Genomic DNA, 22,671 nt, shown 5'->3' on the forward strand with positions numbered 1-22,671 from the left:
TCCCCTCATTCAAGAAGATATTTGAGTGAGGGGAACGCCAGTGTAGATACAATTGGTTGAAATGTTAACCAGTTTTAAGCAGTTAGTTTTGCTTTGGATTGATCCTGAGATAACTCTACAACGAGTTGTCTAACTTGATGTTTTGCAGCATTAAGGGAGTCAAGATGCCTCTGATCACCGAACTCCTGATATTCAGATCGAATTTCAAAGAATTGATTTACACCCAAGTAATGACTAAGCACTTTGATGTGTGTACCCAGATGATTCATGTGTTCTCTAATTTCCCCATCACCAAAACCAAACTCTCCACATGAATTGAGTAAAATTAAGGTTTTATTTGAAAATATAGGTGCCAAAGGAAAATCACCTCTAGCTAAGACAAAAGTAAAGGTTTTATTGATTCTTATAATTTGATCAAACCATGCTTTTAGGGCAGCAGGCATCCCATAATTATACATTGGCGTCGTAATTAAGATGATATCTGCGATTGCGACTTCATTAATATATTGATCAGATTCACTTAGTATCATTTTATGAACTTCTGTTCTTTTTTCTTCAGGCGTAAATACTGCTCCCAGCCAGTCTTGGGAAATAAAATTTGGTGTATGTTCTGCTAGATCTCGATACGTGATTGGATCGTGAGGGTGTTGTTTTTTCCAATCAGTGATAAAGAGATGTCCTAACATTTTAGAAATTGAACTATGTTTCTCACCTTCGCCAAGGAATGAGCGGACACTGGCATCAATATGTAATAAGTTAGTCATTTTAATTGTACTCGATTTGATTACTAGATCTCCAAGGTAGAGGATTTTGTAATCTGCTGACAAATGACATTATTTGTGTGTAAGATGAGTTTTTCTCATCTTTAAAGAAGTACAGGATGTTGAAGCGATTACCATCACTAAATAGTATAAAAGTGTTTGAGGCAACTGCACGGTTAGGTAGTTTTAAAGCTGCAGCGTATGAATTAAATGTTTCACCCACTGCGATTTCACATCAGATTAGTGAATTAGAAAAAGAGTTGGGAATTAAGCTATTTATTCGAGGATTCAGGATCGTAACTTTGACGGATGAGGGTAAAAAGCTCGCTGAAGTGAGTATTCGATTAATCTCAGAATTGAAACAAACACTATTAGAACTCACAACATATTCCAAGCATATTACCATCAGCACCACAAATGCTTTTGCGGCAATGTGGTTAGTTCCTCAATTACATGTTTTTAAAACACAATATCCAGATATTGAAGTGCAGGTCAAAGCAGATGATCGATTAATTGATATCGATCATGATCTAAAATTTGATATGGCCATTCGTTATGGCTTTGTTGATAAAAAACATATTCAGGTGAGCAAGATTATAAATGACCAATTTGGTTTATTTGCGACACAACAATATTGGCGTGATAGAGAGGAGGAAAATTCTGATGTGAAATTGCTAGTGACTCAATGGAAAAATGAGAATTTATTAAAACATGATCAGTCTGATATTTTATTGCAGCGATTTGGTCAAGTTTGCCCCACGGTTGAGTATTTTGAAGATGAGAATCAAGTCATTCAAGCCGCACTTGCCGGTCAAGGGGTAGCCTATGTGAGTAAGATTCTAGTACAGCAAACTGTTACTCAAGGTTGGTTGTTAGAGAGTCCATCTTTTCAAATTGAGGGCATGGATAATCTTTGTTATTACAGTGTTATTCCTAAGCGAAGTCTCAATCATCCGAGTGTAATTGCTTTTCAGAACTGGATAATGCAACGACTCGCGACTGTTTAGGGCGCATTTATCCCAAATTCACGTAAGATCTTACAAAGCTGAATCATGGGTAGACCCATTAACGTGGTTTGATCATCACCAAGCATTTTTTCAAATAAGCTAATGCCCAAGCTTTCACACTTAAAACTGCCTGCACAATGCAAGGGTTGATCAATTTCAATATAGCGTTCAATTTCACTGAGTGTCAGATGACGAAATTTGACTTGATAATGTTGAACTAGCGTCGTTTCAAAACCAGATTGGATATGTTGAACACTGAGTCCAGTGCTGAAGAAAACGGTGTTACCAGAGTTGGCTTGTAACTGTTGGATCGCATTTTCAACAGTAAGTGGCTTCCCGATAAAATCATAAGGCGCATGTTCTCGCCATGCGACTTGATCTGAACCGATCACAATTGCGTTTGGATATTGTTCTGCAATCACACGGGCTTTTTCATAAGCTAAACGCTTTGCCAAATCATCAGCATGTAATTCACCGTTTGCTGATTCATCAATATCAGGTGAAATACAACGATAGTTCAATCGTAAACGGTCCATGAGTTCTTTGCGGGTTTGGCTACTCGATGCCAAGATGAGTTCTACAGTCATCATTAAACAGCATATTCCGCAAGCACATTGAGAGGGACGTAGTGCAAGACAGCATTGTGACAAGCATTTAATTTCACAGGCGGAGCGTGACCAGCTTGATAAGCTTCTACCCAACGCGTCACACAAATGCACCAAAAGTCACCTGGTTTTAAACCTGGGAATTCGATTTCAGGCAAAGGTGTAATCAAATCATTGCCCATTTTTTGAGAAAAATTTAAGAAATCTGAGGTCATTTGCACACACATGGTGTGTTGGCCTAGATCACTGACCGCTGTATGGCAAAAACCATTGCGAAAATAACCAGTAATCGGGTCAAAGCAACAACTTGCTAATGGCTCGCCGAGAACGTTCAAACGATTGATTTTTGGATCTGGATGAATAGACATAATTCTATAAAAATTCAGTGGTACTCATTATCATAATCAAAAGTGACGCTTTCGGCAGCTTTTCTGTAAAAAAACTCACCTTTATTTTTGATAATCATTTAAAATTGTGCCGTTTTTTAAATCAACTAGAGAGCCATCCATGAATTTTCAGCGCATGACTGACCTTGATTTAGCAGGTAAACGTGTTCTTATTCGTGAAGACTTAAACGTTCCTGTAAAAAATGGGGAAATTACGAGTGATGCACGTTTACGTGCTGCATTGCCTACTATCAAAGCGGCTTTAGAGAAAGGCGCGGCTGTGATGGTGTTTTCTCATCTTGGTCGTCCTGTAGAAGGTGAGCCAAAACCAGAACAATCGCTTGCACCTGTAGCGGCGTATTTAACCAAAGCTTTAGGGCAAGAAGTAAAGCTATTTACAGACTACCTAGAGGGTGTTGAAGTTGAAGCGGGTCAAGTGGTTTTACTTGAAAACGTTCGTTTCAATCATGGTGAAAAGAAAAATAATGAAGCGCTTGCGAAAAAATATGCAGCGCTTTGTGATGTATTCGTGATGGATGCATTTGGAACTGCACACCGTGCCGAAGCATCAACTGAAGGTGCAGCACGTTTTGCTCCAATTGCAGCAGCGGGTCCATTATTGGCTGCTGAGTTAGATGCACTTGGTCGAGCGATGCAAACACCTGAAAAGCCAATGGTTGCAATTGTTGCTGGTTCTAAAGTTTCAACTAAGCTAGATGTACTTAATTCACTTTCTACAATCTGTGATCAGTTGATTGTGGGTGGTGGTATTGCAAACACCTTCTTGGCTGCTGCTGGTTTCAATGTCGGTAAATCATTGTACGAAGCGGATTTGGTTGAGACTGCAAAACAAATCGCTGCCAAAGTAAGCGTACCTTTACCAACTGATGTTGTGGTTGCAGATGCAAGCCAAATCAATTTCGAAGATTTCTTAGGTTCTTTGGCAAATGCACAAGCAGTTGTGAAAAAAGTAGAAGACGTCGCTGATACAGATATGATTCTAGATGTTGGCCCTGAGACTGCAAAATCATTTGCTGAAATCTTGAAGTCATCTAAAACGATTCTATGGAATGGTCCTGTCGGTGTATTTGAGGTTGATCAGTTTGGTGAAGGAACAAAGACACTTTCTTTAGCAATTGCTGAGTCAGCTGGTTTTTCTATCGCTGGCGGTGGTGACACATTAGCGGCGATTGATAAGTATCAAGTTGCTGATCAAATTGGCTATATCTCAACGGGTGGTGGTGCATTCTTGGAGTTTGTTGAAGGCAAAACTCTACCAGCCGTTGCTGTTTTGCTTGAGCGTGCATAAGCTAACTAGTTAAATCAATATTAATAATTGATTTAGTTATATATTCTAAAATTGAGTCGATGAATGTCGGCTCTTTTTTTGATTAAATTTCGTCTTAGTCATAAAAATGTCATATTGTTGCAATATGATTGTCATCAAACTAACCAGTTATGATGGGAAGCTGTAATGAATTTGAAGTTAACACTTATTGCTTTAATGGTAGCACCAACTGTTATGTTAACAGCGTGTGCAAAAAAAGAAGAAGCAAAAAATGCTGAACAAGCAGCAGAGGTTGAATCAGTTCAAACATCGCCAGAACAACAGGCAGCTATTGATGCAATTGATAAACCGATTTTAGATGAAAAGAATACTGATGTTGAGGATGCTGAAGTAGCAGCAAGTGAAGCTCAATAGGATTCAGATAATAAAAAAGCCGATGTTTCAAACATCGGCTTTTTTTCGTTTACGAATTGGCTTTACAGTAAAATGTCAGCGTGGTTTGATAGTCATCATCTTTAGCTAAAGATGCGTTTCGTCCTGTAATGGTGCCAATCACACCAGCAGCAGCTTCAACCAGTTTTCCAGTCTCTTCATCCACAACACCTTTAAGTACACCTTGATAGGCAACTTTCTCGTCAACTAAGACTGGTGATGTGTTTCGTGTACAGGTTTTTTGAGCAGCACTGACAGCATTGTTTTTAGCAATTAAGCTGGTTTTGCCTATACCCGTTACTTCATAATGATTATTTTCTTTCTGAATGGCTAAGGTGTGGGTAGGGGAAGATGCACATGCCGTAAGTCCAAGTGCAACACTACCTAGTAAGCTAAAAATTAAAGTTTTTTTCATTGCTTTTCTCTAGTCAAAAAGTTATTTGATTATTTGAGCATAGAATTTTCAATTTCTTTGGCAGCTTATGTACAGTTTGTTGTGAAACTTAGTAAGAAAAGTAATTGATAGGGTGTTGTAAACCATGAATATACATCAAGCCAAAATTACCCATAGTGAAAAAGAATAAGATTATGCTAATCTAGCGAAATCCTTGTGCTAGTTAGATTTATATTAATGGCGGACTCCAAAATAGAGACAATTCATCAAAATATTCATCAACGTCAATCTATTGGGCAATTAATTGAACCCGCACCAGATACTCAACAAATCGAAAAAGCAGTTCAGGCTGCTTTAACTGCGCCTGATCATCATCGTTTGAAACCAACACGTTTTGTCATTGTGGGTACTGATCAACGTGCTGCTTTTGGTGAGTTTTTAGCAAATGCTTTAGCAGACTTAGGCGAAACTGAGCCTGCACATTTGGAGCGTGTTAAACATCATCCCTTTCGTGCGCCTATGTTGGTTTTAGCACTCACAACACTGCAAGACCATCCTAAAGTTCCTCACTTCGAACAAATTTTAAGTACGGGTGCTGCGGTACAGAATTTTTTATTATCTCTTCAAGCTCAAGGTTTTGCCACGATGTGGCGTTCTGGAGCGGTTGTAGAGTCAAATTGGCTTAAGCAGCAATTGGGTTTAAAAGAACAAGATCTGATCTCTGGTATTATTTATGTTGGAACAGCGGCCAAAGCAATTCCACCTCGTGCAGAAATAGATAGCCAAGCTTTTGTGACAGTATGGCAAACCCCTTAGTTATATCTTAAATGATTAAAGAATAATGAGTTTCAGGATAGAAAATGGCAGAGTTAAAATTTACTGATTTGGTTGAACCTGTTGCAGTAGATCAAAAAACAGCGTTGAGAATCACGATTCTCGGTGGCGGTAGTTTTGGTACTGCTATGGCGAACTTGGCAGCACGTAATGGCTGCGATACCATGATCTGGATACGTGATGCGGCAGTAGCCGAAGAAATTAATCAAACACATATTAATAAGCGTTATTTGCCAGACTATACTTTGGAGCCTGCTTTACACGCAGTTGCTGACTTAGAGTTAGCTGTACGTGATCGCGATATTATTTTGGTTGCGATACCAAGTCATTCTTATCGAGATGTACTTAAGCAAATTGCACCATTTATCAGCGCACAAGCCGTTGTGTCTCTAACGAAAGGGATTGAAGCAAAAACTTTTAGCTTTATGAGCGAGATTATTCGTGAAGAGTTACCCGAAGTTCCTTATGGTGTTCTATCTGGTCCAAACTTAGCCAAAGAAATCATGGCAGGTATGCCATCGGGTACCGTGATTGCAAGTGAGTCAGAGTTGGTGCGTTATGCGGTTCAACACGCCTTGCATAGTGCATTATTCCGTGTTTTTGGTAGTGATGATGTGCATGGTGTTGAGCTAGGTGGTGCGTTAAAGAATATTTATGCTGTTGCGATGGGAATGGGTGCTGCCTACAACATCGGTGAAAATACTAAGAGTATGATCTTAACTCGTGCTTTGGCAGAAATGAGCCGTTTTGCAGTAAAACAAGGTGCAAATCCACTTACATTCTTGGGGTTATCAGGTGTAGGCGATTTATTTGCGACTTGTAACAGTCCGTTGAGCCGTAATTACCAAATTGGTTATGCATTAGGATCAGGCAAAACATTAGATCAAGCAACCAAAGAATTAGGTCAAACAGCCGAAGGTATTAATACGATTGTTCAAGTGCGTACCAAAGCTGAAGAGCTAGATGTTTATATGCCAATTACCAATGCACTTTATGAAGTGATTTTTGAAAATGCACCGCCAATGACAATCGCACTTTCTTTAATGAAAAATGGTCATCGGAGTGATGTCGAGTTTGTCTTGCCTCATCATGAAGTTTAAAGATTTTTTGCATGATGATTGGCATGGTTTAGCCATTACCAAGACGAGTATTTAATATATAGCCAGATCGATTTATTAAATTGTCATCTTGCATAGTTAAGATATCAATATAAAGAATAAGGTAGTTTTATGCAGTTAACTTTAGTCCGTCACGGTGAAGCGTCTCCAGCAGTGAATGGAAACGATATGCAACGCCCTTTAACACAACGTGGGCATCAACAAGCTGAACAAACAGGGCTTTTTTTGAAAGATGTTATACGCCCTGAAATTTTTGTAGTTAGTCCATTATTGCGAGCTCAAGAGACTTTGGCACATATACAAACACATTTTCAGGGTATTCCTGTTTTAATGTGCGATAAAATTAAACCAGATGATGATGCCAAAGATGCAATTGAATGGCTATCAAAACTGCCATATGAGTCGATTGCGGTGGTTTGTCATATGAACGTTGTGGCGCATATTGCTGAACAATTGACGCATGAAAATTTCCAACCATTTGCATTGGCTGAAGCTCGTATATATGATCAGGCAGTGATAGCTAACGGTTTATCGACACAGAAGAACCGTTTTATTCCAACGATCTAGATCTTTATGTCCGCAATAAAATAAGAGTATAAAACAACGATGTTGTATATATGGATGCCCGAAACCAATGGAACATGGTATTGGTCGACTGGGGAAAATTGGGTGCAGGCGAGTAGTCTTGAACAATTAATTCAAGATTTACAGGCGTACCATGGGAAAGAGGCGGTTGTCTATTTTCCTAGCTGTAATGCACAAATATTGCAACAAACAATGACCAAGATGCACTATAAGCAATTGGGTTATGATGGTGTCAAATATTTATTAGAAGAATACGTGACCTTACCTATTGATCAGATGAAGGTTGTTCATCACTTTCATAATGATCAATTGAGTATTCTTGGGGTAGCACAATCGGCTGTAGAAACATGGCAACATGCGTTGAGTTTGCTACCTATTGAAATTGTTGCATTCTTACCAGATTTCTTGATTTTACCAGAACCTGAAATAGATCAAGTAGTGATGGTTAACTTGTATGAGCACTTGTTGGTTCGAGAAGGCGCATATATAGGCAACTCTGTGGATGATCTCGCGCTATTTTTAGAGTTTCAGCCATCAGAAATGAATTATCAATTTGCTAATTTAAATGCAGATCAGCTCGATCATTTGGCAAATGTTTCGGATCGTGACCATCGTACCGAATTTAGCTATCAGTTCGTTCAACCGATTCGTGCTAAGCAACATCCTTTTAATGTATTCCCTAAGGCAAAAAACTCAAATGTAAAGTGGTCAGGTTACTGGAAAGCCGCTGCAATTGTCTTCATGGCAGTGATCGTTGTACAGTTAAGTTATGATGCATTGCGTTGGTCGAAATTGAAGCGTGTTGCTGATCAAACTGCATTACAAGCAGTGGATCAGTATAAATCTTGGTTTGGTGAAAATAGTCGTGTGACTGAGCAAAATATTAAAAGCCAATTTGAAAGTCAGTTGCGAATGAGCAAACAAGGGGATGCGCAAGCACTATCATTATTAAGTCGAGTTGGACCAATTTTGATGCAAAACAGAATTGTTGCTCAGCAAGTGAGTTTTGATGCTGCTGTTTTATCAATGGCATTAAAGGCAAATGCAGCCAATGACTTACAAACATTGGTGCAGCAATTAAATCAACAAGGTTTCCAAGCAGAATTGGGGAATGTACAAGCAGATAGTGTGGGTGCTATCGGGACGGTAAAAGTAAAATAATGAAAGCACTTACACAATTACAAAACTTTGTGGATCAGAAAGTAGAACTGATTGATCAATATTTACAAAGATTATCACCACGTGAAAGAGTGATGGTTATATTCACTACTATTTTTGTGGTTGTCGTGATGATTGGAACTGCGCTTTGGCAAATGCATAGCAAGGCAAACCAGCAGCAAAAGCGTCTAAATGAGTTAAAAGATTTAACCGTATGGATGCAAAGCAATGCTGCAACGATGAAGCCTGCGAATGATCTTGAGCTTTCTGCGGCAGACAAAATCCAGCGCGCGGCACAACAACAGGGAGTTGCTGTTTCATCACAGCAAAATGGTGAACAACTGCAACTGGTTGCAGAACATCGGAACTATGCCGTATTGGCCAATTTCCTTATGCAATTATCTCAAATGGGGTTAAGCATTGTAAAAATGGACATGGTTTCTAACAATAATCAGATCAAATTAACGGCAACAGTTCAATAAATCATAATCTATGGTTGAAATGTCAGCAGACTTTAAAATAACTCCATGCCAAGCATGGTGTTTTCACGAGCCTATGCCTATAATATGGTTACTTGAAAATCAGTAGACTGTGATTGGTATGTTATATTCATTGGCTCGCCCTTTGTTGTTTACTTTAGCACCTGAACGTGCGCACGAAGTCACACTTTCTATGCTGGATAAAGCGCATAAATTGGGTCTAATGCATCAAAAAGTCGAAACAAAACCTGTGACATGTATGGGGATTCAATTTCCTAATCCTGTCGGTCTTGCAGCAGGTTTGGATAAAAATGGCGCGCACATTGATGCCTTAGCAGCATTAGGTTTTGGGTTTATTGAAATTGGTACAATCACACCACGCCCACAAGCTGGCAATCCACAACCTCGCTTATTCCGTATTCCTGAAGCGAAAGCAATTATTAATCGTATGGGATTCAATAATGAGGGTGTTGATCAACTGGTTGAAAATGTCAAAGCTTCAAAATTTAAGGGAATTCTTGGTATTAATATTGGTAAAAATGCCGATACACCTGTAGAAGATGCCGTTTCAGATTATTTGATTTGCTTAGAAAAAGTTTATAACTACGCTTCATACATTACAGTCAATATTTCCTCACCAAATACTAAAAATCTCCGTAGCTTACAAAGTGGTGATGCATTAACTGAGTTGTTACAGACTTTAAAAGATCGTCAGTTAGAACTTTCGCAACAATACAATCATTATGTGCCATTAGTATTAAAAGTTGCACCAGATTTAACGACAGAAGATATTCAGTTTATCGCGAATCAATTATTGAGTTTTAAAATTGACGGTTTGATTGTGACTAACACAACTTTGGGACGTGAGGGTGTTGAAAACTTAGCACATGGCGATGAGGCAGGTGGTTTATCTGGCGCGCCAGTCTTTGCGAAAAGCACTGAATGTTTACGACAGTTTTCAAAAATTCTAAAAGGCAAAATCCCACTGATTGGTGTTGGTGGTATCTTGTCTGGCGAAGAGGCTGTTGCCAAACAACTTGCTGGTGCTAGTTTAGTACAAGTATATAGTGGCTTAATTTATACAGGCCCAAAACTTGTAAAAGATTGTGTTAGTGCGATGACTGTGTGAAATGAACACGCTTGATATCATTATTCTGATCATCTTGCTCATTGGAGGGCTGAACGGTTTGCGTCAAGGATTTATAAAAGCCTTTGCGAACTTGATCGGATGGATATTCGCATTGATCGTTGGGGCAAAATACGCTGTGGTGTTCGCACCTGCAATGGCTGGTTTGAGTCAAGATCCAGTCGTGCAAAAAATTGCAGCTTTTGCTTTTATTGTTTTGATCATTGTTGTGTGTACATGGATTGTTTCTGCATTTTTGAATGGGCTCTTGAAAAGTCTGAAATTGGGCCCATTAAATCGTTTAGCAGGCGGTGCTTTTGGTTCTTTAAAAGGATTATTAATTGTCCTCATTACCATGCAGGGTTTAGGTCCTTGGGTTGAGAGTTCACCGCACTGGAAACAATCTAAATTTGTACAAGTTTTACTGCCTTATGCACCTTTGGCAACTGAGTTATCGAAAGATGCTGCCAATGAAGCATTACATCAAATGACATCTGAAGGTGCGTTATTACACCGTCCTTCAAGCAAAATCAATGAATCGGAGCGGGTATTAGTCAATGAACGTTCTGATCATTCAACCAAAAATCCGTTTTATTAATCGGGGTTAAACCCTGTTCCTAGCTTGTCGCGAGGTTGCTATGTGTGGAGTTGTTGGGATTGCCGGTAAATCGCCAGTAAACCAAATGTTATTTGATGCTTTAACGATGTTGCAACATCGAGGACAAGATGCAGCGGGGATCGTGACTTGCCATCAAGGGCGATTATTTCTCCGAAAAGATAATGGAATGGTGCGTGATGTATTCCATACCCGTCACATGCGCGCATTACTGGGAAATTATGGAATCGGTCATGTGCGTTATCCAACAGCGGGTTCATCAAGCAGTGCTGAAGCACAACCGTTCTATGTGAACTCTCCATACGGTATTACCTTGGCGCATAATGGTAACTTGACTAATGCGATAGAAATTCATGATGACCTGTTCAAAACAGACTTACGTCACATGAATACCGATTCTGATTCTGAAGTTTTACTCAATGTATTTGCGCATGAGTTGCAGAAAATTGGTACATTAAATCCAACGCCAGAAGATATTTTTCATACCGTTTCGCGTGTACATGAACGTTGCAAAGGTGCTTATGGTGTAGTCGCTATGATCACTGGGCATGGCTTGGTTGGCTTCCGTGATCCAAATGGTATTCGTCCATTGATCTATGGTTCACGTGAGACTGAGCAAGGTACAGAGTATATCATTGCGTCTGAATCGGTTGCGATTACTGCACTTGGTTTTAAAATTGAACGTGATATTGCACCAGGTGAAGCAATCTTTATTGATAGCGAAGGTCAGTTATTCTCGAAGCAATGCGCAGTAAATCCAGAATACCGTCCATGTATTTTTGAATACGTTTATTTTGCTCGTCCAGATGCAACAATTGACGGGATTTCAGTTTATAAAGCTCGTTTAAAAATGGGTGAAAAGCTTGCTTATAAAATCCTCAAAGAATGGGGTGAAGAGCATGACATTGATGTTGTGATTCCTATTCCTGATACGAGTCGTACGTCTGCTTTAGAGTTGGCTAATATTCTTGGGGTAAAATTCCGTGAAGGTTTTATGAAAAACCGCTATATCGGTCGTACCTTTATTATGCCAGGTCAACAACAGCGTAAAAAATCTGTACGTCAAAAATTAAACCCAGTTGAACTTGAGTTTAAAGACAAGAATGTTTTATTGGTGGATGACTCAATTGTACGTGGTACAACGTGTAATGAGATCATTCAAATGGCACGTGATTCTGGTGCGAAGAAAGTATTCTTTGCCTCTGCTGCACCTATGGTGAAATATCCAAACGTGTATGGTATCGATATGCCAGCTAAATCAGAATTAATTGCTTCTGAGCGTAGTGTAGAAGAAATTCGTGAAATTATTGGTGCTGACCGCTTAATCTTCCAAGATTTAGAAGATTTGAAAAATGCAGTGCGTACCAGCAAAGTACCAGACTTAAGAGAGTTTGATTGCTCTGTTTTTGATGGTGTGTATGTTGCAGGTGGTATTAATCAACAATATCTGACAGATCTTGAGCAAAAGCGTAATGATACAGCCAAGAAAAATGCAGATGGCTATATTGATGTGAATATTGATGCAGCTTCCGTTGATTTAACAGGTATTCGAGAAGCATAATTTGTTATGTTTAGAAAAGCGGGAAATTCCCGCTTTTTTATTTTATGATAGATGTTGAATTTACCTATAAACAATGTAATCAGGAAAATTTACATTGAAAGAAATGAGCCATTATTTAATTGAAAATAAAAGCATCGCATGGTCAATGAGTTTTTGTTGGCTTGCGATGCTGTTGACAGTTTTTATTCTCAATTTAATCTTAGGTTTAGTGGTTCATTTTTTTGATTATACACAGCAAATTTGGTGGCATGTCCTTAGCCCATATTTTATTGCGCTATTGTTTCTTGTGCTGGTTTGGTCCGTTGGGGCTGAATTCTATGTGTTACGTGAAGGCGGTCATTCTCTTGCTAAGCAATTAAAAGCCCGCCGTTTGGTTTATGAGGAAAGTACACCTGAAGAAAGTACAGCCTTAAAAGTTGCTGAACAAGTCGCAAAAAGTTTTGCAATAGAAACGCCTGCAGTTTATGTTCTGCCTGATGAAGTTGGCGTAAATGCTTTAACAGCAGGCTTCAAGTCTCAAGATATTGTGATTATTTTGACTTGGGGAGCTTTGCAGAATCTTGATGAGTTAGAACTTTATGGTTTGTTAAGTTACGAGTTCAATCAAATCTTATCAGGTGAAGCGGTAGAAAATACCAAACTCAAAATCTTATATAGCGGCTTAACTACTTTTAGCCAATGGGGAAGTAAATTAGCCCAAGCTGGCTATAATCCCTATGCAACGAATCGTCGCAATAAATTCGAGACAATCTTTGTGGCAATTGGAGGCGTGATTTGGCTAATCGGCAGTTTAGGGATACTAATTACACGTTTTATTAAATATCTAACCCTGAGTGGTCGTACTTTCCGTAATGATTTGAAGACAATGCATTTAATGAATAACAATGCCAATATTCAGACGTTATTACGTATCTATGTGCATCACTCGGGTTCTCAGATCCATAGTGCATATTCTGAATCTATTTCACATATGTGTTTTGCGAACTCTCTTAGCCCTCAAAGCTGGATGAATATTCATCCTAGTATTAAAGACCGTATTTATGAGTTAAATCCTACTTTGCTACAGGACTTACAATTAGAAAATTTACGAAAGTTACGTAGTCGTCCACTGTTTAGTTTATTTCGCTCATTAGAGGAGGAAATAGCAGATGCGACAACACCTTGGAGCTCTCCTCAGCCATTACCATTGTTGCGTTTGTCTCCGATCAGCTTTGCTTTAAATGATGCGATTAAACCGTTAAATCCTGAGCTGCGAAAAAATAAGAAGCGTCCTGAACTGATTCAAAGAGCCATGCAAACAGCGACAGGCTCTCGTGAAGTTATGGTTGCGATTTTAATGATTCGTCAATATCGTGAATTTATTCCACAAGATGCACCTGTAAGCCATGCGATTGTCGGTGCATTACTTCATCTTGATGGTCGTATTCATGTGCAGATTTTCCACGATGCTTGTAAGAACATTGGGCATATGCCAGCGAGTATTGCACGTCAGTTTTTAACCAAACTAGCCAATATTATTCAGGCCGATGGTGAGGTTGGTCTATTGGATGCTTTGTTGTTGGAAAAAGTGAAGCATGAATTGAATTTGATGCCTGCTCATTTACCTACATCATTTGAGGAAGTAAAGTCTCAGATTGTTCATTTGATCGATGCTTTATTGCATGTGCAGCAAATTAATAGCCCTAATCAGTTAGAAGTCCGCGAGCGTATTTTAAGATTTATCTTAACTGACGATGAAATGCAGATTTATGCTGATATTTCAGATGAGCCTTTAGATTTAGCTGAGATATTGAATGACGTGTCTGGGCTGTTGCTACGTGATCGTCTGAATATTCTTTCAATCGCAGAGCGCTGCTTATGGAGTGATCGAATTATTACTCAAGATGAACTTGATGTTTTGGAGTTGTTATATTGGCGTTTAGGTTTTGACACACAAGAAGTCGTTGAGCAAATGCTTAAGAAAAATAGTTTAATGATTATTTAGTTGATTATATGGAAAACATGATATTAATAAAAATGAATGCCCGTGATTTGATTGTCGATTTACTTTTAGGTTCACAAGGACGAGCAATTTCAATCAAACAGATTATTATCGCCGCAAAACTGTTTGAGATTAGTGAAAATAGTATTCGAGTGGCGGTAACTCGTTTGTCTAGCGAGGGTGTGATTGAAGCTATCGAGCGTGGTGTGTATCAATTTACACATCGATCTCATGAGTGGGCTGATGTCATGTTGAATCGAAAACGTGGTATTAAGCACACTAAAGTTTGGAATCATCAATATCTTGCGGTTTTTACCGGTGGGCTTGGGCGTGTTGATCGGACGGCACTACATCGTCGTGAACGTGTTCTGAAACATTTCGGCTTTAAGGAACTGGAACAAGGGATTTTTATCCGTCCTGATAACTTGGCGATTGAATTTGATGATTTGATCATCGAACTCAGAAACTCTGGTCTGGAGGAAAATGCAAGAGTCTGCCAAATCAATCACTTTGATGCGCATACAGCATCGAGTATCCCAAGCTTGTGGCCCACTGAAATCTTAAATCAGAATTATAAAAAATATAGTCAAATGATTCAGGAGTGGTTGCTCAATGTGCAGCAATTAGATTTGGAAGAAGCAACCAAAGAGTCTTTATTGTTAGGCCGCCAAACAATTTCTTTATTGATGAATGACCCTTTATTACCAGAAGATTTTGTGGATGTGGCTGGTCGTAATCAATTTGCAGCAAGTGTACAACAACTTGACCAAACAGGCTTGGCGCTTTGGGCAAAGTTTTATGAGCTAAATACAGCTTAATTTTTTATCTAAAAATATTACAATAAATCTATTTTTAATTTATTGACAGAAATATTGCATGGTTTAAAATAAAATTAATATTTATGTAAATACAAAAATAAGATGTGAAGGACGGATGGGAATATGAATACACAAGTCGCGATTAGTGATTTATTTAGCCGTGATGAAATCACTGATTTGACCAGCAAATCAGATTTGCATGGTAGTTGGGCTGTTTTTTCAACTTGGGCCGTAATTGGTGGTACCTTTGCTGTTGTTGCAAGTTCTTGGGAATATTTACCAAATTGGGGGAAGTTATTGTTGTGTATTGCCGCCTTAGCAGTTTTGGCTGGGCGTCAGTTAGCACTTGCCATTATTATGCATGATGCTTCACATCAGAGTTTATTTAAAACAAAATGGTTGAATGACACTTTAACGGATTGGTTATGTGCACGTCCGATCTGGAATGATTTGCATAAGTACCGTGCTCATCACATGCGTCATCATAGTAAAACTTCGACAAAAGATGATCCCGATTTATCGTTGGTCGCTGGCTTTCCAACCTCAAAAAAATCCTTGATGCGTAAGTTTGCACGCGACCTTGCTGGTATTACTGGATTCAAGTTTGCAGTCGGACGAGTTCTGATGGATATTGAAAAAATGGAGTGGACGGTTTCGAATGATCGTCGTTGGATTTCACAAGAAGGCAGGCATTGGTCAGATTATCCGAAAGCTTTTTTTAAGAATAGTGGTGGAGCGATCATCACGAACGCAGCTTTATTTTCAGCGTTATGGGCAGCAGGTCATCCTAAATTATACGGGCTATGGATACTCGCATATCTAACACCGTTTCCATTATTCTTGCGTGTACGCTCTATGGCCGAGCATGCAGGGATGCCAAGTAGCAAGAGTGCTTTGATGAATACTCGTACGACTCAAGCAGGTTATATTGCACGAGCTTTGGTTGCACCGATTCATGTCAATTATCATAAAGAACACCATTTGATGGCAGCAGTACCTTATTTTAAATTGCCTAAAATGCATCAAATGTTGCGTGAGCGAGGACATGTATCTGAACCACCGACATATTGGCAAGTATTGGATGAGCTTTCTAAAAAAGAAGATTAAGTCGAAAACCAAAGATTTGGGTTGAGGGTTACAAGATGGCGAGTAAGCAAGAAATTATTGAGTTTTTAGCTCAAGAATTTCCACAAGCACTTAGAAAATGCACTATTGAAGCGATTACGGATAAGGGCGCTGAGTTGAACTATCAAGTCGATCAGGATGATTTACGTCCTGGTCAGACTGTTTCAGGTCCAACCTTAATGTTGGTAGCAGATTTCGTTTTATATGTCGCTATCATGGGACATATGGGCTTGGTCGCGATGGCTGTCACAACCAATATGACCATAAATTTTTTTCGAAAACCCAAAGCAGGTCAGAATATACGAGCCGTTTGTAAACTGATTAAAGTGGGAAAAACATTAGTTACAGGTGAGGTTTGGATATATTCAGGAGAAGAGGAAGAACCAGTAGCGCATGTGATTGGGACTTATGCACTTCCAAACAAACCCTAACCACATTTATGGCTAACAATATGAAATATCTAAAAACATAACAACATTATAGTATGCGGATGAGTCAGAACATGCTAAAACTAAGGATGTTCAAATTTATTTGTTCTGACATTATTCGGTAAACATGACCACTTCGCTAGACCTCATACCATTATCGCAAATTGAAGTAGACCCAGAACGTATCTTGGCAATCAAGCGTAATGATTTACTGCCTTTATTTAATGATCCTCATCATTTGAATCATTATGCTGATCATTTGGTGCAAGCTCAAAGTGTGTTATTAAATGGGGTTGATCCTAAATTAAACCAGCAGTTGAGTGAAGTGATTACACAAATCATTACTCAGTTATCGCAATCTAAAAAATATTTGGGTGGACGACGTTTTAACGCAATACAAAAATGGTTGGGAATTGATATTGAATATGATGCGGGTCAGGTCAAATACCTTAAAGATCTAGATCAGCTAATACAACAAGCCAATCATTTAAGCCAAAAATTGCAGATCGAAATCCAAAAGTCTCAAGCGAGATTGCAGCAGGTATTAGGATTGAGAGAGCAGATGGCGGTTTATATTGTCGCGGCAGAAGAGTTTCTAAACGAATATCCAGAGTTTAGTAAACCTCAGAGCTTGGATCATTTTGTAGAACGCCTTTCAAAAAAAAATAATACTTTGCAAACGCTACAAACCAGTAATGATATCGCAATAAAACAAATGCAATTGTCTCAACATTTATCTTTTAGTCTATTAGATCGTTTTAAAGAAGCACAGCAAGTTTTAATCCCTGCTTGGCAATACCATTTAAAGCAAAGTCGTGAATCAAACTCATCGGCAGTGCTTGAACAGCTAGATAAGAGCAGAGAAAATTTAATCCAAAATCTCAAAAAGTCATTACAGAAATAAAGAGGGGACATCATGTCAAATTCAGAATTGATACAGTCATCGAATGAGCTGGTGGAAAAACCAGAACAACGATTTGAACGACTAAATTTAAAAGAATTAGGCTTACAACCGCAAGATCTTGCTGAAGTGATGAATGCACACAAAGAGCTTGCTGAGATCAATACTACTGTTGTGGCTGAATATGGCAAAAATATAGCGACTAAAACTTCCACTTATACGGATGAGTTGCTTAATCTTGTGCAAAACAAGGATTTGGATGCCACAGGACAAAAATTAAATGAAGTGGTGCAGGTCGCACAACAATTGAATACATCGAGTATTTTAAATAAGTCCAAAAGCTCAGGTTTTTTTGGAGGGTTGCTCAGTAAAATTAAAGGAGCTAAGCAAAGTTTTGATCAGCACTTTAATACAACTAAAGAGCAAATTGATGCATTAGTTAAAGAAATTGAAAGCTCTCAGTCTGGTTTGAAAGCCCGTGTAGGCACACTAGATAAAATGTTTGATGCTGTTCAAGAGGAATATAAACAGCTTGGGGTCTATATTGCAGCTGGACACCTGAAGCAGCAAGATATTCAGCAACAAATTTCGACGCTGACGACGCTGGAGCAAGATCAAAAGACGACCCAGCAAATTTATGATTTAAATCATTTAGCGAACAATCTTGAAAAACGTGTAAGCGATTTACAGATTCTACAGCAATCTGCGATGCAGACTTTACCGATGATTCGTATTATTCAATCGAATAATTTAATGTTAGTCGATAAGTTCTACGCGATTAAGAATATTACGCTACCCGCTTGGAAAAACCAGATTAGTTTGGCAATTTCATTGCAAGAACAAAAGAATAGTGTGCAGTTGGCGAAAGCAATCGATGATACGACCAATGATTTATTACGCCGTAATGCTGAGTTATTGCATCAAAATTCTGTGGATACAGCGAAAGCTAATCAACGTTCAGTGATTGATGTTGAAACCCTTGAACATGTACAAAACACCCTCATTAATACTGTGAATGATGTGATTCAAATCCAAAAAGAGGGTATGCAAAAACGTGCAGAAGCAACAACGCGATTACGGGTGTTGCAAGAAAATTTGAATCATTTGGTTTTAGAAAATAGTGGGCATAATCCACCTAAAGTCTAATTTTTCTCGTATGAAAGGAAAGATCATTGTCACCTATAGATGATTTAAATGTTCAACCGATTGAGCAACGTTTAGCAGGTTTGCGACAGAGACAGCGTCATTTGACGATTTGGTTTGTGTGCCTTACTACATTTGCACTCGTTATGGTTGCTTCTTTGTTTTTGCAAAAAGAATTTATCTATCGGTTCTTTGATCTTTCATTACATGTTCAAGCTTTAGATTTACCTTATAGCATTCAAGAATTTATTCCATTCAAGCAACCAGTCGACTATTTTTTTAATTTATTGTCTTGGGTGGGCTGGTTGTTTTTAAAGCTTTTAGTCTCCTTTATTGGTGCTTTCTTGTTACTGAGTTGGATAAAAAAAATTGGCTTTTTTCAACGCCGCTTACAAGCTTGGTCACAGCGTATTCTGGCGTGGATCATTGCTTTTATCTTACTTTGGTCAGCTTTGAGCTATCTGCAATATGATTGGAAAGATGAAACTGAACAAGCCTATCAACAGTGGATGAGTTATAAGAATAATATTATTGAAAGTCAGATTGCCCAAGATTTGCAGCAATCTCGTGTCTCCTCAGCAGAAAAAGCTTATGTTCTGGCTCAAGTCGCTTTAATGCATCGACCTGTAGACCGAAAAACAGCAAATGTTTATGTCAATCAGCTGATTAATATAGAAAAAAATAATCCAACTCAGTTCAAAGATTATAATTTTAAGCCTGAACAATTATGGGCAATGCAACAACAACTGTATGGAAAACGTGTTACGCCAGTAACCCAATCATTGGAACCTCGTGTTCAAAAAGCCGAAAAAACGTCTCAGATTGTTAATCTGTTGCTATTGGTGTTGAGCTTTATCTTTATCAGTTTAAGCATATTTTTATTTATATTGGCGATGCATTTAAAAACTCGTCGCCAGCGTATCGAGCAAACACTACATCGCATTGATTGAAATTCAAAAAACCGATTGAACTCATAAAAACATACTGTTTCCTCTATGCTGAACTTTTGCGTACTATAGCCCCATGAAATTAATTTAGCCGACTTGAACTGCTTAGAATTTGGAGATTTGCATGTTAGATCAAAATATTAAAACTCAATTAAAAGCTTACTTAGAACGTTTAGAAAGTCCAATCGAGTTGGTAGCTGCTTTAGATGATTCAGATAAAGCTGCGAAAGTAAAAGAACTCGTGACTGAAATTGCTGAGCTGTCTGATCAAGTTACGGCGCGTTTTGACGGTTCAAATGCTCGCCGTCCGAGTTTTGGTGTTGCCAAAGCAGGTGAACAACCGCGTGTGTTCTTTGCGGGTTTACCAATGGGACATGAGTTTACTTCTTTGATCTTGGCTTTATTACAAGTCTCAGGTTATGCCCCTAAAGTTTCTGATGACGTTTTAAATCAAATTAAAGGCTTAAATCTTAAAGCCAACTTTGATGTGTTTATTTCATTGAGCTGTCATAACTGTCCAGATGTGGTTCAGGCCTTGAACTTGATTGCGATCTATAACCCAAATACCACAACCACCATGATTGATGGTGCGTTTTTCCAAGATGAAGTGGAGCAACGCAAAATCCTGGCTGTACCAATGGTGTTCCAAGATGAGCAACATATCGGTCAAGGTCGCATGACTTTGGAAGAAATCATTGCCAAGTTAGACACTAACTCAGCAGAAAAAGATGCTGCAATCATCAATGCTAAAGATGCATTTGATGTCTTGGTAATTGGTGGTGGTCCTGCGGGTGCAACTGCAGCAATCTATGCAGCACGTAAAGGGATCAAAACAGGTATCGTGGCTGAGCGCTTTGGTGGTCAGGTGATGGATACCATGGATATTGAAAACTTTACCTCAGTACAAAAAACCCAAGGTCCAAAGTTTGCGGCTGAAATGGAAGCACATGTCCGTGAGTATGATGTCGATATCATGAATCTTCAACGTGTGAGCAAAGTGACTGGTGCGGATCAAACAGCAACGGGCTTGGTTGAGGTTGAACTGGAGAATGGTGCCAAACTAGAATCCAAAACCATTATTCTTTCAACTGGTGCACGTTGGAGAGAGATGAATGTACCGGGTGAAGCTGAATATCGTACCCGTGGTGTCGCTTATTGCCCACACTGTGATGGTCCATTGTTCAAAGGTAAACGTGTTGCTGTAATTGGTGGTGGTAACTCAGGTGTGGAAGCTGCAATTGATCTTGCAGGGATTGTTGAGCATGTGACATTGGTTGAGTTCGACACCAAACTTCGAGCGGATCAAGTGTTACAAGATAAGTTAAACAGCTTATCTAATACAACAGTGATCATGAATGCATTGAGTACTGAAGTGCTTGGTGATGGTTCACAAGTCACAGGCTTGAAGTATAAAGATCGTGCTACAGATCAAGAACATGTGGTTGAGCTTGCAGGGATCTTTGTTCAAATTGGTTTATTACCGAATACAGATTTCTTGAAAGACAGCACTGTTGAATTAAGCAATCGTGGTGAGATCATGGTGAATGATCGCAACGAAACCAATGTGAAAGGTGTCTTTGCTGCGGGTGACTGTACTACGGTACCTTATAAGCAAATCATCATTGCCACAGGTGAAGGCGCGAAAGCTTCGCTCTCTGCTTTTGATTATATGATTCGTTCTGGTGTTTAATAAATGTCCCGTCCTGAAATAGATTGACAGTATTTCACTTCAAACCGAGTTAAGCAATTAGCTCGGTTTTCGCTTTCTCATACATCTGATTAGGAGTAATCATATTTAAACTTAAATGCGGTCTGTAGCAGTTATAAATCACTATAGATTCCGAAATTAAATGGTCTAACTCCTTCATCGTTTTACATCGTGTAGTTAAGAACTCCTGTTTGAGTATGCCATTGATTCGCTCTGCTAAAGCATTTTGGTAACAGTCTCCTCCATCTGTCATCGAGGGACTTATACCGTAATGCTGTAGTGCCGATTGATATAATTCAGAGCAATATTGAGAACCTCTATCTGAATGATGAATCAGAGTTGTTGCTCTATCTTTTATAGACTTCATTGCCATATGTAAGGCTTGTACAACATTCTCTGCCCGCATATCACTTGATAACTTATAACCTTTAATTTGTCGGGTATAGGCATCTGTCACAAGTGATAGATAATGCACACCCTCTGCACTTTCAACATAGGTAATATCACTAACAAAGACTTCATTTGCCCGTATTGGAGAATAATCCTTTAATAAATTAGGATGTTTCTTCATCCAGTGTTTGCTATCTGTAGTTTTGGTATAGCGACGTTTAGGGCGTATCAATAAATCATTCTCTTTTAATACCTTAAATAACTGATCTCGACCAAACTTCAGTCCTTGTTCTAGCAATTTTGGTTTGATCAGCCAATAGAGTTTACGCGTACCGATACTTGGCATCAAATAACGATACTCCATAACCAATTCAAGTATTTGCTGGGTTTCCCGAGCTTTGATTTGAGCACGTTTTTCTGATTGATAGTAAGCCTGTCGGGTGATTCCTATCCACTCACAATAACGTGAGACATTTAGTCTTCTTTGGGCTTGCCAATCTTTGAAACGTGCTCGGTATACTTTTTTCCAAGATCACTCCCACATTCTTTGTCTATGTGATAAATCACATCTTGGATAAATTCAGTTTTTAGCTTTTCTGCGGCTAATTGTTTTTCCAACTGGCGAATGCGTTGTTGAGGGGTGAGTTGGCGTTTTGAAGTGGAAGGCATAGCTTTAGAAGTCCAATCTTGTTGTCCGTACTTACGTAACCATGTAAGCACAGTTGATCTTCCTTGAATACCATATTTTGCTTGAGCTTGTTTATAAGTGATTTGCCCTTTTTCTACCTCATGGACAATCAGCATTTTAAAGGCAAAACTATAATCTCGTTGTGTTCGTTTAACTCGTTGTTCTTTTTCATATTCCATAAAATAAGCCTCT

General features: G+C 38.8%; 24 protein-coding genes. 19 read left to right on the forward strand and 5 right to left on the reverse strand.

Translation table 11 applies throughout. From position 1 onward, the window contains the following. Window positions 1–74: 74 nt before the first annotated feature. Window positions 75–764 carry an FMN-dependent NADH-azoreductase gene (locus AAC851_RS00455; RefSeq protein WP_340600315.1) on the reverse strand — a complete coding sequence of 230 codons (690 nt, stop codon included), beginning with the start codon at window positions 762–764 and terminating at the stop codon, window positions 75–77. A 116-nt stretch (window positions 765–880) separates the two neighbouring features. On the opposite strand from AAC851_RS00455, the gene AAC851_RS00460 reads away from it, so the two are divergent. Next, window positions 881–1,768 carry a LysR family transcriptional regulator gene (locus AAC851_RS00460; RefSeq protein WP_340600316.1) on the forward strand — a complete coding sequence of 296 codons (888 nt, stop codon included), beginning with the start codon at window positions 881–883 and terminating at the stop codon, window positions 1,766–1,768. Here the strand turns inward: AAC851_RS00460 and AAC851_RS00465 are convergent. Both AAC851_RS00465 and AAC851_RS00470 read right to left on the reverse strand, forming a co-directional pair. Beyond that, a complete protein-coding gene (locus AAC851_RS00465; protein WP_340600317.1) occupies window positions 1,765–2,358 on the reverse strand; it encodes a Maf family protein in 594 nt (197 codons plus the stop codon). The genes AAC851_RS00460 and AAC851_RS00465 overlap by 4 nt on opposite strands. After that, window positions 2,358–2,741, reverse strand: coding sequence for a DUF2237 family protein (locus tag AAC851_RS00470; protein ID WP_004639395.1), 384 nt, complete (start codon window positions 2,739–2,741; stop codon window positions 2,358–2,360). Before AAC851_RS00470 ends, AAC851_RS00465 begins: the two co-directional genes overlap by 1 nt. A 139-nt stretch (window positions 2,742–2,880) precedes the next feature. Here AAC851_RS00470 and AAC851_RS00475 point away from each other — a divergent pair, with 139 nt between their 5' ends. Together AAC851_RS00475 and AAC851_RS00480 are read left to right on the forward strand one after the other, a co-directional pair. Next, window positions 2,881–4,068, forward strand: coding sequence for a phosphoglycerate kinase (locus AAC851_RS00475; protein ID WP_005090121.1), 1,188 nt, complete (start codon window positions 2,881–2,883; stop codon window positions 4,066–4,068). Between the two features lie 165 nt (window positions 4,069–4,233). Further along, a complete protein-coding gene (locus AAC851_RS00480) occupies window positions 4,234–4,461 on the forward strand; it encodes a hypothetical protein (RefSeq protein WP_005082755.1) in 228 nt (75 codons plus the stop codon). Between the two features lie 49 nt (window positions 4,462–4,510). Here the strand turns inward: AAC851_RS00480 and AAC851_RS00485 are convergent, their stop codons facing one another. Next, window positions 4,511–4,894, reverse strand: coding sequence for a hypothetical protein (locus tag AAC851_RS00485; RefSeq protein WP_005082757.1), 384 nt, complete (start codon window positions 4,892–4,894; stop codon window positions 4,511–4,513). Window positions 4,895–5,110: 216 nt separating this feature from the next. On the opposite strand from AAC851_RS00485, the gene AAC851_RS00490 reads away from it, so the two are divergent. The 16 genes from AAC851_RS00490 (at window position 5,111) to ahpF (ending at window position 21,383) form a co-directional block, all read left to right on the forward strand. Further along, a complete protein-coding gene (locus AAC851_RS00490) occupies window positions 5,111–5,689 on the forward strand; it encodes a nitroreductase family protein (protein ID WP_004639391.1) in 579 nt (192 codons plus the stop codon). A gap of 44 nt (window positions 5,690–5,733) precedes the next feature. Then, the gene (locus tag AAC851_RS00495; RefSeq protein WP_340600318.1) at window positions 5,734–6,807 is read left to right on the forward strand and encodes an NAD(P)H-dependent glycerol-3-phosphate dehydrogenase; all 1,074 of its coding nucleotides are present in this window, start codon (window positions 5,734–5,736) and stop codon (window positions 6,805–6,807) included. 129 nt (window positions 6,808–6,936) lie between these two features. Next, complete coding sequence (locus AAC851_RS00500; protein ID WP_109439860.1) at window positions 6,937–7,392, forward strand: SixA phosphatase family protein; 456 nt, start codon at window positions 6,937–6,939, stop codon at window positions 7,390–7,392. A gap of 39 nt (window positions 7,393–7,431) precedes the next feature. Beyond that, window positions 7,432–8,571, forward strand: coding sequence for a type II secretion system protein GspL (gene gspL, locus AAC851_RS00505; RefSeq protein WP_340600319.1), 1,140 nt, complete (start codon window positions 7,432–7,434; stop codon window positions 8,569–8,571). Continuing rightward, complete coding sequence (gene gspM / locus AAC851_RS00510; protein ID WP_005090261.1) at window positions 8,571–9,050, forward strand: type II secretion system protein GspM; 480 nt, start codon at window positions 8,571–8,573, stop codon at window positions 9,048–9,050. The genes gspL and gspM overlap by 1 nt, the downstream gene beginning before the upstream one ends. 118 nt (window positions 9,051–9,168) lie before the next feature. After that, window positions 9,169–10,176, forward strand: coding sequence for a quinone-dependent dihydroorotate dehydrogenase (locus AAC851_RS00515; RefSeq protein WP_004639386.1), 1,008 nt, complete (start codon window positions 9,169–9,171; stop codon window positions 10,174–10,176). 1 nt (window position 10,177) lies between these two features. Next, complete coding sequence (locus AAC851_RS00520) at window positions 10,178–10,771, forward strand: CvpA family protein (RefSeq protein ID WP_004639385.1); 594 nt, start codon at window positions 10,178–10,180, stop codon at window positions 10,769–10,771. Between the two features lie 40 nt (window positions 10,772–10,811). Further along, a complete protein-coding gene (gene purF, locus AAC851_RS00525) occupies window positions 10,812–12,350 on the forward strand; it encodes an amidophosphoribosyltransferase (RefSeq protein WP_005090262.1) in 1,539 nt (512 codons plus the stop codon). A gap of 94 nt (window positions 12,351–12,444) precedes the next feature. Then, the gene (locus AAC851_RS00530) at window positions 12,445–14,334 is read left to right on the forward strand and encodes a M48 family metalloprotease (RefSeq protein ID WP_171456350.1); all 1,890 of its coding nucleotides are present in this window, start codon (window positions 12,445–12,447) and stop codon (window positions 14,332–14,334) included. A 17-nt stretch (window positions 14,335–14,351) separates the two neighbouring features. Continuing rightward, on the forward strand, window positions 14,352–15,149 hold the full coding sequence (locus AAC851_RS00535) for a PaaX family transcriptional regulator C-terminal domain-containing protein (protein WP_035375233.1): 798 nt from the start codon (window positions 14,352–14,354) through the stop codon (window positions 15,147–15,149). A gap of 123 nt (window positions 15,150–15,272) precedes the next feature. Then, a complete protein-coding gene (locus AAC851_RS00540) occupies window positions 15,273–16,256 on the forward strand; it encodes a fatty acid desaturase family protein (RefSeq protein ID WP_005090264.1) in 984 nt (327 codons plus the stop codon). 35 nt (window positions 16,257–16,291) lie between these two features. Continuing rightward, the gene (locus AAC851_RS00545; RefSeq protein WP_005090265.1) at window positions 16,292–16,705 is read left to right on the forward strand and encodes a PaaI family thioesterase; all 414 of its coding nucleotides are present in this window, start codon (window positions 16,292–16,294) and stop codon (window positions 16,703–16,705) included. A gap of 124 nt (window positions 16,706–16,829) precedes the next feature. Then, window positions 16,830–17,606, forward strand: a complete 777-nt coding sequence (locus AAC851_RS00550; protein ID WP_161421929.1) for a M3 family oligoendopeptidase — start codon at window positions 16,830–16,832, stop codon at window positions 17,604–17,606. Window positions 17,607–17,618: 12 nt separating this feature from the next. Further along, a complete protein-coding gene (locus AAC851_RS00555; RefSeq protein WP_004639377.1) occupies window positions 17,619–18,749 on the forward strand; it encodes a toxic anion resistance protein in 1,131 nt (376 codons plus the stop codon). A gap of 26 nt (window positions 18,750–18,775) precedes the next feature. Continuing rightward, on the forward strand, window positions 18,776–19,696 hold the full coding sequence (locus AAC851_RS00560) for a hypothetical protein (RefSeq protein ID WP_340600320.1): 921 nt from the start codon (window positions 18,776–18,778) through the stop codon (window positions 19,694–19,696). A gap of 121 nt (window positions 19,697–19,817) precedes the next feature. Then, a complete protein-coding gene (ahpF, locus tag AAC851_RS00565; RefSeq protein ID WP_340600321.1) occupies window positions 19,818–21,383 on the forward strand; it encodes an alkyl hydroperoxide reductase subunit F in 1,566 nt (521 codons plus the stop codon). Window positions 21,384–21,432: 49 nt separating this feature from the next. Here the strand turns inward: ahpF and AAC851_RS00570 are convergent. Then, window positions 21,433–22,658 (reverse strand): IS3 family transposase gene (locus AAC851_RS00570; RefSeq protein WP_340600322.1). Its coding sequence is split into 2 segments (ribosomal slippage): window positions 21,433–22,319 and window positions 22,319–22,658, totalling 1,227 coding nucleotides; the frame shifts between segments, so codons are not numbered across the junction. Between the last annotated feature and the right edge of the window lie 13 nt (window positions 22,659–22,671).

Source organism: Acinetobacter sp. HZNU-JH01 (assembly GCF_037996845.1).
In the GTDB taxonomy this organism is placed as follows: domain Bacteria; phylum Pseudomonadota; class Gammaproteobacteria; order Pseudomonadales; family Moraxellaceae; genus Acinetobacter; species Acinetobacter haemolyticus.

Coding starts and splice junctions, on each gene's coding strand:
- AAC851_RS00490 (WP_004639391.1), top strand. CDS start 5,111: ATGGCGGACTCCAAAATAGAGACAATTCATCAAAATATTCATCAACGT.
- AAC851_RS00535 (WP_035375233.1), top strand. CDS start 14,352: ATGATATTAATAAAAATGAATGCCCGTGATTTGATTGTCGATTTACTT.
- AAC851_RS00480 (WP_005082755.1), top strand. CDS start 4,234: ATGAATTTGAAGTTAACACTTATTGCTTTAATGGTAGCACCAACTGTT.
- purF (WP_005090262.1), top strand. CDS start 10,812: ATGTGTGGAGTTGTTGGGATTGCCGGTAAATCGCCAGTAAACCAAATG.
- AAC851_RS00500 (WP_109439860.1), top strand. CDS start 6,937: ATGCAGTTAACTTTAGTCCGTCACGGTGAAGCGTCTCCAGCAGTGAAT.
- AAC851_RS00520 (WP_004639385.1), top strand. CDS start 10,178: ATGAACACGCTTGATATCATTATTCTGATCATCTTGCTCATTGGAGGG.
- AAC851_RS00555 (WP_004639377.1), top strand. CDS start 17,619: ATGTCAAATTCAGAATTGATACAGTCATCGAATGAGCTGGTGGAAAAA.
- AAC851_RS00545 (WP_005090265.1), top strand. CDS start 16,292: ATGGCGAGTAAGCAAGAAATTATTGAGTTTTTAGCTCAAGAATTTCCA.
- AAC851_RS00470 (WP_004639395.1), bottom strand. CDS start 2,741: ATGTCTATTCATCCAGATCCAAAAATCAATCGTTTGAACGTTCTCGGC.
- AAC851_RS00485 (WP_005082757.1), bottom strand. CDS start 4,894: ATGAAAAAAACTTTAATTTTTAGCTTACTAGGTAGTGTTGCACTTGGA.
- AAC851_RS00455 (WP_340600315.1), bottom strand. CDS start 764: ATGACTAACTTATTACATATTGATGCCAGTGTCCGCTCATTCCTTGGC.
- AAC851_RS00475 (WP_005090121.1), top strand. CDS start 2,881: ATGAATTTTCAGCGCATGACTGACCTTGATTTAGCAGGTAAACGTGTT.
- AAC851_RS00460 (WP_340600316.1), top strand. CDS start 881: ATGTTGAAGCGATTACCATCACTAAATAGTATAAAAGTGTTTGAGGCA.
- AAC851_RS00540 (WP_005090264.1), top strand. CDS start 15,273: ATGAATACACAAGTCGCGATTAGTGATTTATTTAGCCGTGATGAAATC.
- ahpF (WP_340600321.1), top strand. CDS start 19,818: ATGTTAGATCAAAATATTAAAACTCAATTAAAAGCTTACTTAGAACGT.
- AAC851_RS00550 (WP_161421929.1), top strand. CDS start 16,830: ATGACCACTTCGCTAGACCTCATACCATTATCGCAAATTGAAGTAGAC.
- AAC851_RS00515 (WP_004639386.1), top strand. CDS start 9,169: ATGTTATATTCATTGGCTCGCCCTTTGTTGTTTACTTTAGCACCTGAA.
- AAC851_RS00465 (WP_340600317.1), bottom strand. CDS start 2,358: ATGATGACTGTAGAACTCATCTTGGCATCGAGTAGCCAAACCCGCAAA.
- gspL (WP_340600319.1), top strand. CDS start 7,432: ATGTTGTATATATGGATGCCCGAAACCAATGGAACATGGTATTGGTCG.
- AAC851_RS00495 (WP_340600318.1), top strand. CDS start 5,734: ATGGCAGAGTTAAAATTTACTGATTTGGTTGAACCTGTTGCAGTAGAT.
- gspM (WP_005090261.1), top strand. CDS start 8,571: ATGAAAGCACTTACACAATTACAAAACTTTGTGGATCAGAAAGTAGAA.